Genomic DNA, 16,903 nt, shown 5'->3' with positions numbered 1-16,903 from the left:
ATAAGATGAAACGAATATTGACATATACCACCTTCTGCCTGCTGCTTGTTTTCGCCTCCTGCAGCGAAGAGCAACTGGAAGTTTATCATGGAGACAACTACGTCTATTTTACTTACATGAACGATAAGTCTCCCCAGAAAATAACATTCAATTTTGCTACGGATGCACCCTTGCTTCGGGAAGGAACCGTGAAAGTGAAAATGACACTTCTTGGCTACCTGCTCGAAGAAAATGCTACCTGTGATATTTCCGCAGTGGGAGAGAAGAGCACCGCCCGTTCCGGCATCGATTATGCCCCTTTGACTTCCGGCATCTTCCATAAAGGACTGGCAGAAGACACCTACGAAGTCACCGTCTATCGTAATGAAGCACTGCTCAACACAGAATATACACTTACCCTTTCGCTGGATGCAGTGGAAAACTGTCTGGTAGGCCCGGCAGAATATCAATACGTCACGATTCAAGTGACCGACCGGATTTCCTGCCCTGTGTGGTGGAGCCAGAGTTCAGCGGCCAATCTGGGAGTATACTCGGATATGAAATACCGTGTTTTTATCATTTTCATGGATGGCGAGATACTCGAATCATTGGATAAATACACCGGCATTGAGTTTGTCAATCTGATAGCCGACTTCAAGGCTTGGTGGAAAGACCAGTGGCAGCAAGGCAATTACCAATATTATGATACAGATGGAGTGACACCGCTGTATGAAACCATTCTCGATAACTGACAATAAACTATGAAGCGAAAAACAATACTATTCATTTCAATCCTGCAGCTTCTCGTGATAACCGGCTGTTATGACGATTTGGGAAACTATGGCTATACAAACTCTACCAAAGTCTCTTTTGTGAACTCCGCTTCGTCGGACTACACATTTATGGTAGGCGACCTTTTCGAGATGGATGCTCCCGTCAACTTCTCAACCGACATCGGAAACGTAGACGAACTTTTCACCGTCCAATGGTACCTGAACCGTGAACTGATCTACACTGGCTATCATCTGAAATACCAGTTCGAGAAAGGCGGGACATACGAACTGATACTGAAAGTAATCAATAAGGAAACGAACGAAACGTATATCAGCAATAAATACACCCTGACGGGAAAGAATAGTTTCGACTGGGGCTGGATGATTCTCTCCGATAAGGGAGACGGAAAATCTGCCTTGTCTTTCATCAATCCGGCCTTTCGGGTGACGCACAATGTGGAGAGCACCATCGAAGGTGGTTTAGGTACAGATCCGCAGGGAATCTACTACTATTATGTATTAGGCTCTATCTCCGGTTCCTACGTTTCGGGCTTACCGAAAGTCCTGATAAATCAGGGCAGTGGAAGTGTCACGCTGGACGGTAATTTGTTGCAAAAAGACATGTGGCTTGCCGACGAATTCGAGAACCGTAAAGAACCGGATGACTTGAAGATAATGGACCTCGCTTTCAAAGAAGAATATTACGTGATTTGCTCCGAACAGGGGGAAGTGTATATCCGTGCCGTAGGCACTGACAATAAAGCGATTCCTTATTACGGGAAGTACGGCGTCATGCCGTATGAGTTTGAGGGAGGTAGCCGTATCACCTGTTTCGCACCGTTCCACAACGTCACTTATTGGTGTGCCGACGAAGAACGTTGTATCTTGTATGATGAGCAAAATGCCCGTTTTATCGGCATTACACATTATCCGCAGTGGGGAGCAGTTTATACTCCTGCCATCGTCTACTTCAAAACATACGATCAGGATTTGGAAGTTCCCTCCGGTGTGTTGCGGGTGAACAATATGGGAGCGGGAACCCACTGCCTGGCAATAGGCGCTTACGAAAAGAAAGATGTAGCCTCCAACGGCGGGCTGACATTTTGGTCAAACTACGTGTCGCTGATTGACGTGCAGGGAACCGGAAATTATGATTTGCACGAGTTTGCCGTAAAAGACATGGATAATAACTCTCACCTGATAACCGGTACGGATCAATACGGATTCAGCGGCAGCTCCTTATTGACTCCGCAAAGTGTCATTAAGATGTCCTCCAATTTTGAAAAGAACCCTTATTTCTACTTTACCGACGGAGATAAGAATCTCTATATATACAGTATGCAGATGCGCAGCCATATGCTGGCTTACACAGCGGGCAGCCGTATCACCGGCATCAGTGGAAGTCCTGTTGTTTGTGAGTTTTATGGCTATGGGGGAAATAGCACTGATCCGAATTTCCGGCTGGCACTTTCGCAGGAAAATGGGGATATCGCCATCATCGATGTAAACACGAGCCAGATGGTACGTCTCTTCGAAGGTTTTGCTCCCGATTTGGAATTGAAGACTTTTAGCGGGTTTGGCGATGTGAAAGGCATGGTATGGTGCACGAACTATGAAGGAGAATATTAATTGGAAAAAGAAAATAACCTATCAGTAAATAATTAATCATTTAAACGAGAAAAGTATGAAAAATAGACTGTTTTATTTTGCTGCTTGTGTAGCTTTAGTATTGTCTTCAGTAAGTTGCAGCAGTGACGATGGTGAAGAAGAAGATGCAGATATTCCCGTAGTGGGGAAAATTGCTGTTTCCGGTGCTTATAATGTGTATTCCCATGGAAGCCAGGGATGGATTGAAGCGGACAAGATAGGAATATATGTGTTGTCCGATGGCAAACCGCAGGAAAACTTGCCGTATGCTCCGTCGGAAGTAGCGGTGGCTACTACTACAGAATTGGATGGTAAAACGTATATAGTATATGATCGTGATAGTCGTGTGACTGAAGATATTACGCTGAATCCTTCTTCCGAACTTGCTGCAGGATTTAAGGGTGGCGATCACACTATTTATGCCTATACGCCCTATAACGCAGCTTCACAAGATTATAAGGCTGTCGCTTTGCCCAACTTAGCTGTGCAGGAGTATTATGAATCAGAGTTTATGCCGCATCGTAATTATAGCTTTGCTTATGCTTCGGCTACTACATCTAGCTATTCTGCTGCAACTGTTTCTTTGGGAGAATTCAAACCATTGTTTTCTCAAATCACTTTACCGGGTGCGGGATGCCCGGATTCTTTTGTCGGTAAGAAATTTACTAAAGTGGTGGTGAGCTGTGACCATCCGATTGCCTACGAAGATGGAGCAACTGTAGATTTGTCGACAGGTAAAATTTCCGGTACTCCGATAAACAGTATTACTTATAATCTTCCTAATGGCGGCTTCGAGATAACTGCCGGGTATTTTGGTGCCAGTTTGGAGACCTGTTATATGATGATTGCCGTACCTTTTGAAACAGGGCTAACTTATACCTATAATTTTACTTTGACAATTGATGGACAGGAATATACTATTTCAGGCAAACCGAATGAAAAGATGTCTAGTATCAACAACTTAAATATGTATGGCATTGCCGGTATCGAATAATTATTATCTTTGTATCTGTATATAAATATTAAAAAAGAAAGCATGAAGAAATTAGTTTCAATTCTGATGATTCTGGCAATGATTATCCCATTGGCCGGAGCACAATCGACGGACATCTTCAAGAAAAAGAAGAAAAAGAAGAGCAAGACGGAAGCGGTGGATAAAGCCAAGGCTGACTCCATTGCCAAGAGTAAGAAAGATGCTCTGCAACCTTACGCAAAAGTAATCACCGGCAAAGCCAAAACAATGGACGGCTTTTTCAAAGTGCATTATGTAGATGGTAAATATTTTTTCGAAATAGCCGACTCTCTTTTCGGACGTGATATTTTGATTGTGAACAGAGTTGTGAAAGCACCGGTAGACGCGCAGAAGCGGAAAGTCGGCTATCCGGGAGATTACATCAGCGACGAAGTGATCCGTTTCGAGAAAGGACGCGGCGACAAACTGTTCGTGCGTGAAATCTCTTATCTCGAACATTCTGCTGATACACTGGGCATGTATCAGGCCGTATTGAACTCCAATGTTCAACCCATTGTGGCCACCTTCCCGCTGAAAACTGTCCGCAAAGAAGGAGAAACTACCAACTACGTGATCGACATGACCGACTATATCCGTAAGGACAACGAAATGTTTTCATTCACCAGCCGGGTGAAAGACAACATCGGAGCGAGCAGCATGGTAGACGACGCCAGTTATATCGACACACTGAAAGCCTTTCCGCAAAACATCGAAATACGTACCGTGCGTACCTTCCAGCGGAAGAAAGGAGGAGGCAGTGGACTTGAGAAACTGCTGGCAGCTTTCTTTGCCACCTCTACCACTCCGTTGACTTACGAACTGAACAGCTCTATGCTATTACTTCCCAAGGAACCGATGAAACCGAGATTGCACGACGACCGGGTAGGTTACTTTGCTGTGAGCTATAAGGATTTTGACGAGAATCCGCAAGGAGTGAAGTATAAAGCGAATATCACCCGCTGGCGTCTCGAACCCAAAGACGAAGACCGCGAGAAATACCTGCGTGGCGAATTGGTGGAACCGAAGAAACCGATTATCATCTACATCGACCCCGCCACTCCCAAGAAATGGGTGCCTTACCTCATTCAAGGTGTGAACGACTGGCAAGCAGCTTTCGAAAAAGCGGGATTCAAAAACGCGATCTTCGGCAAAGAAGCGCCGACGGACGATCCTTCTTGGAGCCTGGAAGACGCCCGCCATTCGGCTATCGTGTACAAACCTTCCGATATACCCAACGCAAGCGGACCTCACGTGCACGACCCTCGCAGCGGTGAAATCCTTGAAACGCATATCAACTGGTATCACAACGTGATGAGCCTGCTCTACAACTGGTACATCGTGCAGGCGGGAGCCATTGATCCGGGAGCACGCAAACCGATGTTCGACGATGAACTGATGGGCGAACTGATACGCTTTGTCTCCTCCCACGAGGTGGGACACACGTTAGGACTGCGTCATAACTTCGGCTCTTCCAATACCGTCCCGGTAGAGAAACTAAGAGACAAAATATGGGTGGAAGCTAACGGGCACACGCCGTCTATCATGGACTATGCCCGTTTCAACTATGTGGCGCAGCCGGAAGACAACATCTCACGTTCGGGAATATTCCCCCGTATCGGTATCTACGACAAATGGGCGATTGAGTGGGGCTACCGCTGGATGCCCGAATATGAAACGGCGGAAGCCGAAATACCTCACCTGAATAAGTGGATCATCGGGAAGTTGCGCGAAGATAAACGTTACACGTTCGGAACGGAACTCGACAGAAACGATCCCCGCAACCAGAGTGAGGATTTGGGAGACGATGCCATGTTGGCAAGTTCGTATGGCATCAAAAACCTGAAACGCGTGATGCCTGAAATCATGAACTGGACTTATGAACCGAATGAAGGTTATATGAAGGCCGTCCGCTTGTATCAGAATGTGGTGGGACAATTCAGCTTGTACGTGGGGCATGTGACTACCAATGTTGCCGGTATCTACCACAATCCGATTTCTGTGGAACAGACAGACATGAAAGCGGTAGAATACGTACCGAAAGATATTCAGAAGAAAGCGGTCGACTTCTTGAACAAAGAACTGTTCACCACACCGACTTGGCTGATGGATGATAAACTGACCGAAAGAACAGGTATCAATACTTTCAATTCGATCTACCGTGTACAGAGCAGTACATTGAAACAACTGCTTAGTAGCCGCACGCTCGACAAAATGACGGATAACGAACTGGTCAACGGAGCGAAAGCATACACGGCCAACGATTTGTTCCGTGATTTGAAGAAGAGTATCTGGAGCGATCTGCAAGGAGGAAAGAAACCGGATGCTTCCCAGCGTAGCTTGCAGAAGACTTATGTCAATGCGTTGATCGGAATGCTTGATAAACCGAAGAACAGTTCCGGCTCGCTCGGAAGTCTGGGTGGTTATTCGCTTGTGGCTTTCGATTTCCCTTCCGAGGCACCGACCATTGCACGCGGACAGTTGACTGATCTTAAAAGAGACCTGACTAATGCGGCAAATGCTTCCAGCGGAATATACAGAAGTCATTATCTGAACTTGAAAGCACTGATTGAAGCTGCATTCGACGTGAAATAATAGACGAACTTATTAGACGATTAGACGATTTACGATGTACGATTGGAGTCGGTACATAGTAAATCGTCTAATTTGTAAATCAGCTGATTGTAACTATATAAATTCTGTTTTGACCCATTTTTGTAACAGTATTAGTGTGGCTTGCCCCATCTTTAAAACAAAATCACTGGCATCTTGCCCCATCTTTGGAACAAAATCAATGATGTTTTGCCCCATCTTTGGAAACTTTTTATAAATTTATTGCTGAAAATCAATAAGTTTATTGCTTATGTTTAAAAGAGATATATTATTTCATTTGGAAAGATGGAAAGTCGATACGCACAGGAAGCCTTTGATATTGCGTGGAGCAAGGCAAGTCGGTAAGACAACGGTAGTTAATGAATTTGGAAAACAGTTTGACAATTACCTGTATTTGAATTTGGAGAAACGGGAGGCGGCATCTTTATTTGAGTTGAATGTATCTTCTTTCAGACTTTTCCCCAGTCCGTTTCAGCATTAAAACAGGGACAGGCCTTGATCCATTCTTCCGGTTCTATCTCGCCGTTTCCGTTCAGGTCGGGACTTAGATCCCGGTGTCCACATATCCGGCAATTCGGGTAATCTTTCAATAAAGCGAGAATCAATACCCGGAGCGAATGTTTCTGCCATTCGGTACGGGTATCTTTCGGTTGTCCTTTGCAGTCGAGTCCACCCTCATAGCAAATCCCTATACTTTCCTTGTTGAAACCGCGGCTGTGCGCACCGATCCGTTCTATCGGACGGGTAGATTTTATGTCCCCGTTCTTGCGGATATAGAAATGATACCCCGCTCCGTTGAATCCCCGTCTGCGATGACAGACGTCCAGGTCATATTCTGTGAAACTCTTATCTTCGCGCGTAGCGGAGCAATGGATTACTATCAGATTTATAGTTCTCATGGATGGATTAAATAGACTGAATCACTATCATGCCTCTGCCACACTACGTTGTGGACACTCTTTATTGATACATTGCAAGGCAGCAGCCTGTGCCAGTTGACCTCTTAGCGAGAAGATCTCTGTATGCATCTCTTTCACTCTCGAGCTAAGGTCGAAATAATCCTTCAACACTTTTTCCAACTGCTGCATCAGAAATGTATATTGGTCTTTCACCAGTTCACTGAACTCTTTTACTTCTTGCGCCATTGCTTTGCGCTTCTTGCGATTACTACCCAGAAAGGGCAGGATCGTCATAATGATCTCTATGATTTTATCGAGCATTTTAATAAATTGAGAATTGAAAATTGAGAATTAAAAAATAAACGTAGAAGAAAACAGAAACCACATGGAGAGCAATTGTAGAAATCACTCTGTAATACCCATGCGGCACTGTTTTTAATGATTAGGCTGCCGGGTCCGGAGCTTCTCCGCTTCCGCCGCTACCGCTGTTTCCACCACCGTTGCCGCCATCCGCGTCTTCTCCGTCACCCTTTCCGGCCAGGATGAAATCGACATTATTCTCGCCTCGGGTAGTGGCATGACTCGTATTCACCAACTGAAGTGCCTTGTCTGCCACAAAACGAACATTTACTCTGCGGATATTGCGCACCGTGCAATCCTTCTCCTTTTCCGCCCCTTCGCTGCTCAACGTGATATGGAACGTGCCCAATCCGTCAATCTTCACCTTGTCGCCCTGGGTAAGCGACAGGCGCAACTGCTCAACAAAAGCCTCGATGGAATGCTTCACATCTCCTGCTGTAAGCGATGAGTTCGCTTCGATGGCATCGGCCAGCTTGTTGATGTCCATCACTCTCACTGTGCCCGATTTCTGGCGTACATAATACAACATCTGTGAATCCGGCTGATTCACATACTTTCTGCGCTGATAGCGCTCCACTAATACATTCATACAATTAAAAAAGTTAAGGTTTAAGTAATAATATTTTCTGTCCTTGTTGACATTACAAATATACGAAATTTGAAAGGGAAAGTCAAGTATTTTGCTATTTATTTTATATCAATAATGAAATAAAAAAGAAATTCCATACAGCTATATATTGTAATATAAAATTGTATGGAATCGGGATGAATCTGTATCTATTTAGCATGTTTCAGCATGTATTCCAGCGGTGGGACGTATTCGGTGATTTTTGTCATTGCCGAATTATGCCTGAAGTATACGTTTCCCGTCTCTCCGTTGCGTTGTTTGGCTATGATTGCTATGCCTAGTTCTTCGGTAGGGTAACCGCTTTCGCGGTCGGTTGTTATTCGTGCGAGGGCGGGGCGGTAGAGTAATATCACGACGTCCGCATCCTGCTCGATTGCGCCACTTTCGCGGAGATGTGCCAGTTCGGGGCGGCCTGCGGGGCGGTTTTCCGATTCGCGGTTTAGCTGGCTAAGCAGTACCACCGGTACGTTTAGCTCTTTGGCTAGCAACTTCGCTTTGCGGGTGGCTTGCGCCACTTCCTGTTCGCGGTTGCGGTTGTTTTGGCCGGTTGTCATGTCGCAGAGTTGCAGGTAGTCTATAATGATCGCGTCGCACGCATGTTGGCTTTGCAGCAGTCGCGCGCTGGATCGTACGTGTTCCATGTTGACCGAGGTGCTGTCGTCTACGTGTATCGGCAGGCGTTTGAGGTCGGCGGCTGCTGTGCGTGCCTCTGCAAGCTCTTGCGGGCTGACGGTTCCCGACCGCCAATGGCGGGCACTGACTTCGCTGGCTGCTGTCAGCCATCGGTCGGCCAGTCTTTCTCCTTGCATTTCGAGGCTGTAGACGGCTACGGCATGTCCTGCCATGGCTGCGTTTCGTGCCAGGTGTAGTGCGAATGCCGTTTTTCCTACGCCGGGACGGGCGGCAATTACCACTAGTTCGCCGTTTTGGAGTCCGGACGTCATGCGGTCCAGGTCTGCCAGTCCGGTAGGGATGCCGGTCACTCCGTTTATGTTGTTGGCAATACGTCCTTCGGCTTCGGTCATGGTGGCGGTCATCAGTTCATCCATGTCCCGCATGTGGTTGTTGTGGCCGAATTCGCCTTCCAGGCGGTCGAGCAGGTTGTGCGCGTCCATCAACGAGTCGTCGATGTCCATCGTTTCGTCTAGCGCGCAGGCGAGTAGTTTGTTGAATCCCAAGATCATTTCGCGTCGTAGATATTTCTCGTGTACGATCTGCGCGTGATATTCGAGGTGGGCGGAAGTCGCCACTTTGCTGCTCAACTGGGTGATGCCGAACGCTCCGCCCGCCTCTTCGAGCTTTCCGCGGTGGGAAAGCTCTTCTTTTACGGTGAGGATGTCTATTTTCATTCCGGCGTGGTACATAGCCAGTATGGCGGCGTAGATCAGTTGGTGGCGCAGGACGTAGAACATTTCGGGGCGTAGCTTGTCGGCTATCAGTGGTATAGCCCTCTGCTCTATCAGGCAGGCGCCGATGATGGCTTCTTCTATTTCGGGAGCCTGTGGTGAAACTCTGTTTTCGGTATTCATAATCAGTGTTCGTTTAATCAGTCTTCGTTTAATTGGGATTTGTTTTATCTGTATTCGTTTAGGAAAGCTTTGTTGGATAAATAGCTGGCGGCGTGGAGCAGGTAGTTGATGTTTGTTTGGTGGAAATAATAATCTTCTACCTTGTCGATGGCGAGTTGCTGTTCCTTGTCGCTTAATTTTTTCCATTCGCGTTGCGCTTTGGCGATGTTTTCTTTGGGAAGCTGCGTGATGCTGTGAAACTCATTCCAAAACAGGCGGAACTTCTCGTTGACGGCTTTTTTTTCTGCTTGCCGCTGTCGGGGGCTCCTACCCATTTGTCGTATTCGACGACACGAATATGCAGGGACGGGTTGTTGGGATGGGGGACGATTTCGATGATCCCCAGGATGGCAAGGGCGTGTATGAACCGGAAGGTTTTTCCGACAGACCAGCGGAAAATGCGGCTCCAGTCGCGGTAGCTGAACATGCTTTCGCCTCTTTTGCACAGGTAGTCTTTGTGCTGCCGGTCGCTGTATAACGTGTCCGAATAGTTGACTTTCATCAGGATTTTCAGGAGCGCTTCTATTTCTCCGGCTTCTATGTTCGGGTCTTCTATTTGTTGTTGTAGCAGGGCCTTGGGGATAATGAGAAAACCATGTTCCATCATGGTTTGAAAATTGAAATTGTTCATTGGGTTATCGTTTTAAATTTCTGTAAAGGTACGCCGTTCCTGTGCGATGCGCAAGGGGTGTGGTTCCGTGCGGACGGGTGTGGATGAATAAAGGGTGCCGCGATGCGCAAATCGCTGTTTTTTTCTTCTTTCATGAAGCCGGGGAAGGAGTGGGGATGGAACGGATGCTCTGTTGGTGGTTGGCGGAGCTTCTGTTGGTGGTTGGCGGAGCTTTTGTTGGTGGTTGGTGGAGCTTCTGTTGGAGAAAAAACAAAGCCTTCGTTTGGGGGGATTCGAAGGTCTTGTTTGTAGTGAAAAAACGGTCATTTTTGCCGAACGCTTTGTGGAACGCTTTTTTCTTTCTGTAAATAGCTGTATGATTGGTAGTTATCTTCGTTTTGAAAAAAAGTGGTGAACGCAAAGTGGAATACATAATAAACAATAAAAGATAAATGATATATTTAAAAATATATAGTTCGATTTTCCTTTTATTTCTTGTCCGTGTTTTCGTTTTCTGTTACGCGCTAAACGTTTGTCGGCAAGTCAATGTGGGGAGGTCCCCAGTGTCGGTAGATGATTAGCTGCATTTCAGGACTGACATCGATTGTTTGGCTGGTGTAATACGCAGCAACCAGTTGTTCGTTCAATGTCTTGTTTGCTTTAATGCGTTTGCGCATTTTTTTGCTGGCGGAAGAAGCGTTTGCCAGATCGGGAAAATACTCTTTCGCCAATTCGGAGAAATACTTGAATCCATTAATGCTGTAGCGTTCGGCAGCTAGTTCATTGTTGTTCATAAATTTTTTATACTTAAATGGTTAAAATAATATGTTGTTTGAAAAATTGCGCAAATGTATGAAATTTACTTTGATGATTAATGTAAATGTTTTAGTTTTTATTTTTTAGATTTTATGTATGTAAATTTTTGAAGATAGATTTTTGTATTTTACTAAAGTAAAGTGTGGGAAAAGTAAATATTAATTATTAATTTATTTTTAATGAAAAAGGAAAGTTTTACTTCGTTTATGAAACAAGTGGCTGTTGATTTGCAGCAGAGTGGAAATTTAGGGACTGCTCATGTATACAGAAGTACGTTGAATGCGATTCTTACTTTTCAGGGTTCCGATCGTTTGTCGTTTTGGGAAATCACTCCGGAGTGGCTGAAGCATTTTGAGGGTAGTCTTCGTGCACGTGGGTGTAGTTGGAATACGGTGTCTACGTATCTTCGCACGTTGCGTGCGGTTTACAATCGCGCTGTCGATCTTCGGAAGGCATCATACGTGCCGCATCTTTTTCGATCCGTATATACAGGTACGCGGGCAGACCGCCGCCGGGCACTGGATATGGAGGATATGAAGAAGGTGTTTGCCCGTCTGTTGCAGTCGGACGCTATCACTCCTGCCATGAAGGGTGCGCAGGAGTTGTTCATTCTTATGTTCCTGCTTCGGGGATTGCCTTTTGTCGACCTGGCTTATTTGCGTAAGAGTGATCTGCGGGGAAATGTGATTAGTTATCGTCGTCGTAAAACGGGGCGTCCGTTGTCTGTGACGTTGACGACGGAAGCGATGTTTCTTTTGCAAAAGTATATGAATCGGGAGGAACAGTCGCCTTATTTGTTCCCGATTCTTCACAGTGACGAAGGTTCGCCAAAGGCGTATAGGGAATATCAACTGGCATTGCGCAATTTTAATTATCAGTTGGAATTATTAGGAAAGGCATTGGGACTCAAAGACCGGTTGAGCTCGTACACCGCCCGCCATACCTGGGCTACAACTGCGTATTATTGCGAAATCCATCCGGGTATTATCTCCGAAGCAATGGGACATTCGTCCATCACCGTGACAGAAACTTATTTGAAGCCTTTCCGAAATAAGAAAATTGATGAAGCAAATAAACAGGTACTTGACTTTGTGAAACGATCTGTAATAGGTGTAAGTGCTTGATTTTTATTCTGTTACTTCGTAGGTAACGGGTCGAAATATCGGTGCAAATATGAGCATATTTCTTAAAACAACCAAACGAAATCATACATTTTTTCTAATAAACTACTCAAAAAAGGAATTAAACAAATAAAACAAGCGGATTCTTTGTATTAGGGCTTTGTTAACTTCTAAATTTTGCAAAAGGTCTCCCGCCCCTCTGCCGCTTCTAAGAAGCAGGGGTAAAGAATGTAATCGCATATTGTCTCATTTTTCCGTATTGACTACTCCCGAAGAGCAGGCACAAAGGTTTATCCGTTACCTACGAAGTAACGGGCGGCTATTATTGAAACTTAGTGTTTAATAATATATTATTAATGTAATTTTTAAGTAGTTATGAAGAAAAAATTTGTTAGGGTAATGCTTTTCGGAGCATTGACGCTTACAGTCAGTACAGTGGTGACAAGCTGTAAGGACTATGATGATGATATTAAAGGCTTGCAGGAGCAGGTTGATAAGATCACATCGACCAGTCCGGTAAGTACAGAAGACATGAAGAGCGCAGTTGAAAAGGCAAAACAGGATTTGCAGACACAACTGAATGACTTGAGCGCACTTGTGGAAAATCCGGATGGTGAGAAAACTTTGAAAGAAAAAATCGCTGCATTGGAACAAGCTTTGGCAGATGCTACAGGTGATAAAGCTAAAGATTTGGCAGCAAGATTGGCAGACCTTCAAAATCAACTGACCTCTTTGCAAAAGATTCTCAAAGGTGAGGATGGAGTCAGTGGCTTGGAAAAGAAGATTACAGAACTTGAAGATGCCAAAACCGTATTATCTGAACTGATTGCAGCAGAACAGGCATACATCACATCCGGCAAAAAAAATGTAAGTGCTTACGAAAGTACCAGCTTCGGTGCTTATGTAAATCAAGCTATCATCGATGCTCTTAAGCATGATGGAACCGATCAGGATAAGTGGGGAGAGATTGCTAAGTATGTAACAGGAGCTGTTCAAAGCGGAATCACAACAGAACTCGGTAACATCAATGCTGTACTTACTGAAAAATATGGAGTGTCTACAACGCTGGCTACTTTTGTAGGAAATGTGTACGATAAACTTTTCAGTGATGATGCTAAAGCACAGCAGGCACAATTAAATGAATTGCTGACTGCCATCAATGCTTATGTAGCAAAAACAGAAGGCGCAGATTATGCAAACTATGCAGCTCTTATCAAACAGATTGTTGACGCACAGAAAGCTGTTGCTGCTCTCAATATGCCGGAAGGGACTGCCACATTGGATGAAGGTGTAAAAGCGCTGATTGCTGATGAGAAATCAGCTGTCAATCAAGCGATCAAAGATTTGACCGATCATCTTCAGAAAGAAATCGACGCTATCAAAGGCATGATTCAGAGTATCGTGTATGTGCCGACTTATGCAGACGGACAGGTTCAGTTCAATACATACTATGTGGACTTTGCTACGGGTGGTGGTCACGACTGGAAATCGGTAGTCAATGTCAACGAAGTGGCAGTGAGATTCCGTGTATCTCCGGCTGATGTAATAAAAGATTTGGTTGCTTGTTATGGTGAGAATGGTGAAGTAAGTGAGAATGCGAAATATGTTATTTCTGTAGATTGCCAGAAAGTGAAGACGCGTTCTCTAAACGATCCGTTCAAGATAAAAGGAATCAAAGTGGTAGATGCTGAACCTAACTTGATTGAAGTAACATTGGATGCTAGCGCAGTGAAAAATAGTTATGCTGTGGCTCTGACTGTAACAGACAAAGTTGCTGCCGATAAGAAGACTTTGAATGATGTCTCCTCCAACTATTTTGCCGCTGTGAAGAGTAATCTGTATATCAGTAAGGTGGAATGGGCATCTGCAAATGTAGGAGTAGCAACAGTGAAGAAAGGTGCTAGTATTGACTATAAGGAAAATGATGGAGATGCCAAGGTATCTGATTATAACGTAACTGTGAATACAGCAATAAAAGCTAATGGAGATGTAGACGGTACTCCTGATACAAAGACATTGAGCGAACTCGGTATCTCTGATAAGTATTTCAGTGTAGCATTTTCAACGACAGCAAATGTTGCTGCTAACTTTGATTTGAATGCAGAGACTGGTGTATTGAAAGCTAAAGGAGATGCAGGAAGTCAAGCTACTGTACAATCTATTGTAACAGTGACAGATCCTGCAACAGCCGGAGAGGAACATCCTACGACAAAAGTTTATGATGCCAAGGAATATACGGAAGTTAAAATTGTCAGCGAAGGACAGGCACAAACGGCTACACTGGCTTCAACAGATCCTATTTTGTGGAATGCTGCAGAAAAGAAGTATGACATCGCTACTACCAATGACGCTGCTGCTGTTATAACTGCAATAAAAACTGCATTGGGAGATGCTAGTATGAGTGATTTCTCCGGTTGCACCTTTGAAGGTGTTCCACAAGATCAGACTATTAAGTTAGGTTTGAACGGCAGCAATCAACTAGCCTTGGTCGTTCCTGCAAATACAACTTGTGAGGCTACTGATATTACTACGAAGATTACGAATGGTGATTACACTGTTGATGTAACAGTGAAGGGCGTAACCGTAACTCTTCCTAAAGAAACTGATGCGGCATTTAAACTGGAAGCTATTACTCAAACGGACGGAACTTTGCTAACTAACTTTGCTAAAGATCCTAGCAGCAAGATAACAGCAGTAACAGCATCCAGAAGCTTGAAAGAACTTTATTCTAATTATGATGCCGTGTATGGCAAATTAGTTACGGATATGGGCGGTACTATGAAGTTTGCTCTTGCTGCTAATACTCAAAAAGCTGCTCCGGCGAGTCGTGGTGTAACTGTTAATGAAAATGACGGTACTGTAACAGTGACTAACCAATACGATGGCGAACCAATCAATGTTACGCTGCAGGGAAAATGTGGTGAGAACGTAATATTCACCGAAACTATTCCGGTAATCATTCCTGCCGCTAACTTGAACGGAACATTTAGCTATAAAGATGCAGAAAAGACTGAATTTGACTATGATGTGACAGATGAGAGTACAAGAAAAGCCGGTTTTGATTTGACAACAGCATTTATCTGGAAAGATAAAAATAGCAAAGAAGTATGGCCTACTTTTGCTACTGACACCTATGCAAGTGCTGCTATGACTATCTACGGTTTCTCTATCGAGTATTCTCTTTCAGGAAATGATGCGTCTTCTTTTGTGAAGCCTACTATTTCTGATAATAAACTCAAATTGACTGATGCAATGGCTAAATTGAGTATGAACAATGCTAACTTGGTAGTTACTGTGAAAGCTACTCCTACTTCTCCTTGGGGTAGCATGGTTGGTCAGGCTAAGACTATTACAGTCAAAGTTTCAACTTGGGTAGACGATACTACTAATTAATTAGATGATGATATATCTCCTGTGACGTATGGGGTCTTCCTGTCGGGAGCAGGAGATATTATCTCCATAAAGATAAAACCCTTCTTCACCTATGTGTGAAAAAGATATTTTTACCCCAGAACAAAGCGAAGGACACAGCTTGTGAAAGTCCATCCTTCTATCTTTGTTCTTCTATTTAGAAAAGGGATGCCACCCTAATTTCCCACTGGCATCCCTTTTATCTTTATTCTTGGAGCGTCTTTTTTTTGTTGTACTAGAATCAATTGCTAGTCGCCCATTTCCCTATAGGTAAAGGAGACGTCCCCAAGATATAGAAAGCTCGAGCTTGCGAAAGTCCGGGCTTTTCGTCATGTATTTAATAGGACTTCCATAGATAAGGTCTGTTTATAAAACATCTTCGTTTTCAGTTTTGTTCGTATGATGAGTTTTTAGATGAAAGAATACTTGTATCTTTATTGTCGAATAAATTAATAAATTGAGAAATGTTGAAAGTAGTAACATTTATGAAGCAAGTAGCCACGGGGCTACAGGTGGAGGGAAACTTCGGTACTGCACACGTTTATCGTAGCAGTCTGAATGCCATCATTGCTTATTGTGGGGAAGAAGATTTGCTCTTTAGTGAAGTAACTTCGGAGTGGCTGAAGGGGTTCGAAGTTTACCTTCGTAGTCGTGGTTGTAGCTGGAACACCGTTTCCACTTATCTGCGTACGTTTCGTGCGGTTTACAATCGTGCCGTCGATCTTCGTAAGGCACCTTATGTTCCTCACCTGTTCCGTTCTGTTTATACCGGTACTCGTGCCGATCATAAACGTGCGTTGTGTGATGACGATATGAAGAAAGTGTTTGCCAAATTATCTCGTACGTCCGGTGTGCCATTCGCTGTATGTCAGGCGCAAGAGTTGTTCATTCTGATGTTTTCGCTTCGTGGTATGCCGTTTGTCGATCTCGCTTATTTGCGTAAGAGTGATTTGCGTGATAACGTAATAACGTATCGCAGACGTAAGACAGGTCGTCCTCTATCTGTGACGTTGACTGCGGAAGCGATGATTCTGGTGAAGAAGTATATGAATCGTGATCCTTCTTCTCCTTATTTATTTCCGTTGTTGAAAAGCCGTGAAGGAACTAAAGAGGCGTATCGCGAATATCAGTTGGCATTGCGCAGCTTTAACCAACAGTTGATGTTGTTAGGTGAATTATTGGGATTATCCGATAAATTGAGTTCGTACACCGCCCGCCATACCTGGGCTACGACGGCTTATTATTGTGAAATCCATCCGGGCATTATCTCCGAAGCGATGGGACATTCGTCTATCACTGTGACCGAGGCTTACCTGAAACCTTTCCGGAGTAAGAAAATTGATGAAGCAAATAGACAAGTTCTTGACTTTGTAAAACGCTCTGTGATAGGTGTAAACGCTTGAAAATTATCCTGTTACTCTGTAGGTAACGGGAATGAATATCGGTGCAAATATGAGCATATTTCTTAA

The 16,903-nt window shown here is 44.4% G+C and carries 14 protein-coding genes and 1 pseudogene; 9 read left to right on the top strand and 6 right to left on the bottom strand.

What is annotated here, in order from left to right; all coding sequences use genetic code 11:
- Positions 1-5: 5 nt before the first annotated feature.
- The 5 genes from AB5217_RS09125 to AB5217_RS09105 all read left to right on the top strand — a co-directional run bounded on the left by AB5217_RS09125 (position 6) and on the right by AB5217_RS09105 (position 6,502).
- On the top strand, positions 6-731 hold the full coding sequence (locus AB5217_RS09125; RefSeq protein ID WP_004304209.1) for a DUF4843 domain-containing protein: 726 nt from the start codon (positions 6-8) through the stop codon (positions 729-731).
- 9 nt (positions 732-740) lie between these two features.
- Complete coding sequence (locus tag AB5217_RS09120; protein ID WP_070782849.1) at positions 741-2,381, top strand: PKD-like family lipoprotein; 1,641 nt, start codon at positions 741-743, stop codon at positions 2,379-2,381.
- Positions 2,382-2,436: 55 nt separating this feature from the next.
- Entirely contained in the window at positions 2,437-3,393 is a 957-nt protein-coding gene (locus AB5217_RS09115) for a fimbrillin family protein (RefSeq protein ID WP_004311311.1), read from the top strand.
- 42 nt (positions 3,394-3,435) lie between these two features.
- Positions 3,436-6,003, top strand: coding sequence for a zinc-dependent metalloprotease (locus tag AB5217_RS09110; protein ID WP_032854667.1), 2,568 nt, complete (start codon positions 3,436-3,438; stop codon positions 6,001-6,003).
- 268 nt (positions 6,004-6,271) lie between these two features.
- Positions 6,272-6,502, top strand: coding sequence for an AAA family ATPase (locus AB5217_RS09105; RefSeq protein ID WP_004321419.1), 231 nt, complete (start codon positions 6,272-6,274; stop codon positions 6,500-6,502).
- Here AB5217_RS09105 and AB5217_RS09100 read toward each other — a convergent pair.
- The 5 genes and pseudogenes from AB5217_RS09100 to AB5217_RS09080 all read right to left on the bottom strand — a co-directional run bounded on the left by AB5217_RS09100 (position 6,471) and on the right by AB5217_RS09080 (position 10,107).
- Positions 6,471-6,920, bottom strand: coding sequence for an N-acetylmuramoyl-L-alanine amidase (locus AB5217_RS09100; RefSeq protein WP_004300662.1), 450 nt, complete (start codon positions 6,918-6,920; stop codon positions 6,471-6,473). The genes AB5217_RS09105 and AB5217_RS09100 overlap by 32 nt on opposite strands.
- Positions 6,921-6,947: 27 nt before the next feature.
- On the bottom strand, positions 6,948-7,241 hold the full coding sequence (locus tag AB5217_RS09095; protein ID WP_032843288.1) for a hypothetical protein: 294 nt from the start codon (positions 7,239-7,241) through the stop codon (positions 6,948-6,950).
- 121 nt (positions 7,242-7,362) lie between these two features.
- Positions 7,363-7,869 (bottom strand): HU family DNA-binding protein, encoded by a 507-nt coding sequence (locus AB5217_RS09090; protein WP_004300660.1) that lies wholly within the window; start codon positions 7,867-7,869, stop codon positions 7,363-7,365.
- Between the two features lie 188 nt (positions 7,870-8,057).
- Complete coding sequence (dnaB, locus tag AB5217_RS09085; protein ID WP_032843289.1) at positions 8,058-9,437, bottom strand: replicative DNA helicase; 1,380 nt, start codon at positions 9,435-9,437, stop codon at positions 8,058-8,060.
- A gap of 44 nt (positions 9,438-9,481) precedes the next feature.
- Positions 9,482-10,107, bottom strand: a pseudogene (locus AB5217_RS09080) (hypothetical protein).
- Positions 10,108-10,148: 41 nt separating this feature from the next.
- On the opposite strand from AB5217_RS09080, the gene AB5217_RS09075 reads away from it, so the two are divergent.
- Complete coding sequence (locus AB5217_RS09075) at positions 10,149-10,454, top strand: hypothetical protein (protein WP_221936571.1); 306 nt, start codon at positions 10,149-10,151, stop codon at positions 10,452-10,454.
- Positions 10,455-10,610: 156 nt separating this feature from the next.
- On the opposite strand, the gene AB5217_RS09070 is transcribed toward AB5217_RS09075, so the two are convergent.
- Entirely contained in the window at positions 10,611-10,880 is a 270-nt protein-coding gene (locus tag AB5217_RS09070; protein WP_032843292.1) for a DUF4248 domain-containing protein, read from the bottom strand.
- Between the two features lie 201 nt (positions 10,881-11,081).
- Between AB5217_RS09070 and AB5217_RS09065 the strand changes: the two genes are divergently transcribed.
- The 3 genes from AB5217_RS09065 (at position 11,082) to AB5217_RS09055 (ending at position 16,837) form a co-directional block, all read left to right on the top strand.
- Positions 11,082-12,026 carry a tyrosine-type recombinase/integrase gene (locus tag AB5217_RS09065; protein ID WP_032843293.1) on the top strand — a complete coding sequence of 315 codons (945 nt, stop codon included), beginning with the start codon at positions 11,082-11,084 and terminating at the stop codon, positions 12,024-12,026.
- Positions 12,027-12,398: 372 nt separating this feature from the next.
- Positions 12,399-15,416 (top strand): hypothetical protein, encoded by a 3,018-nt coding sequence (locus AB5217_RS09060; RefSeq protein ID WP_368112707.1) that lies wholly within the window; start codon positions 12,399-12,401, stop codon positions 15,414-15,416.
- Positions 15,417-15,898: 482 nt separating this feature from the next.
- A complete protein-coding gene (locus AB5217_RS09055; protein ID WP_032843295.1) occupies positions 15,899-16,837 on the top strand; it encodes a tyrosine-type recombinase/integrase in 939 nt (312 codons plus the stop codon).
- Positions 16,838-16,903 lie beyond the last annotated feature (66 nt).

Source organism: Bacteroides sp. MSSM.1001136sp1_RTP21357st2_D2_RTP21359_211015 (genome assembly GCF_040913205.1).
GTDB lineage: Bacteria > Bacteroidota > Bacteroidia > Bacteroidales > Bacteroidaceae > Bacteroides > Bacteroides ovatus.
Note: the sequence above shows the minus strand (reverse complement) of the source record. Positions and strands in the feature narration are given on the sequence as shown.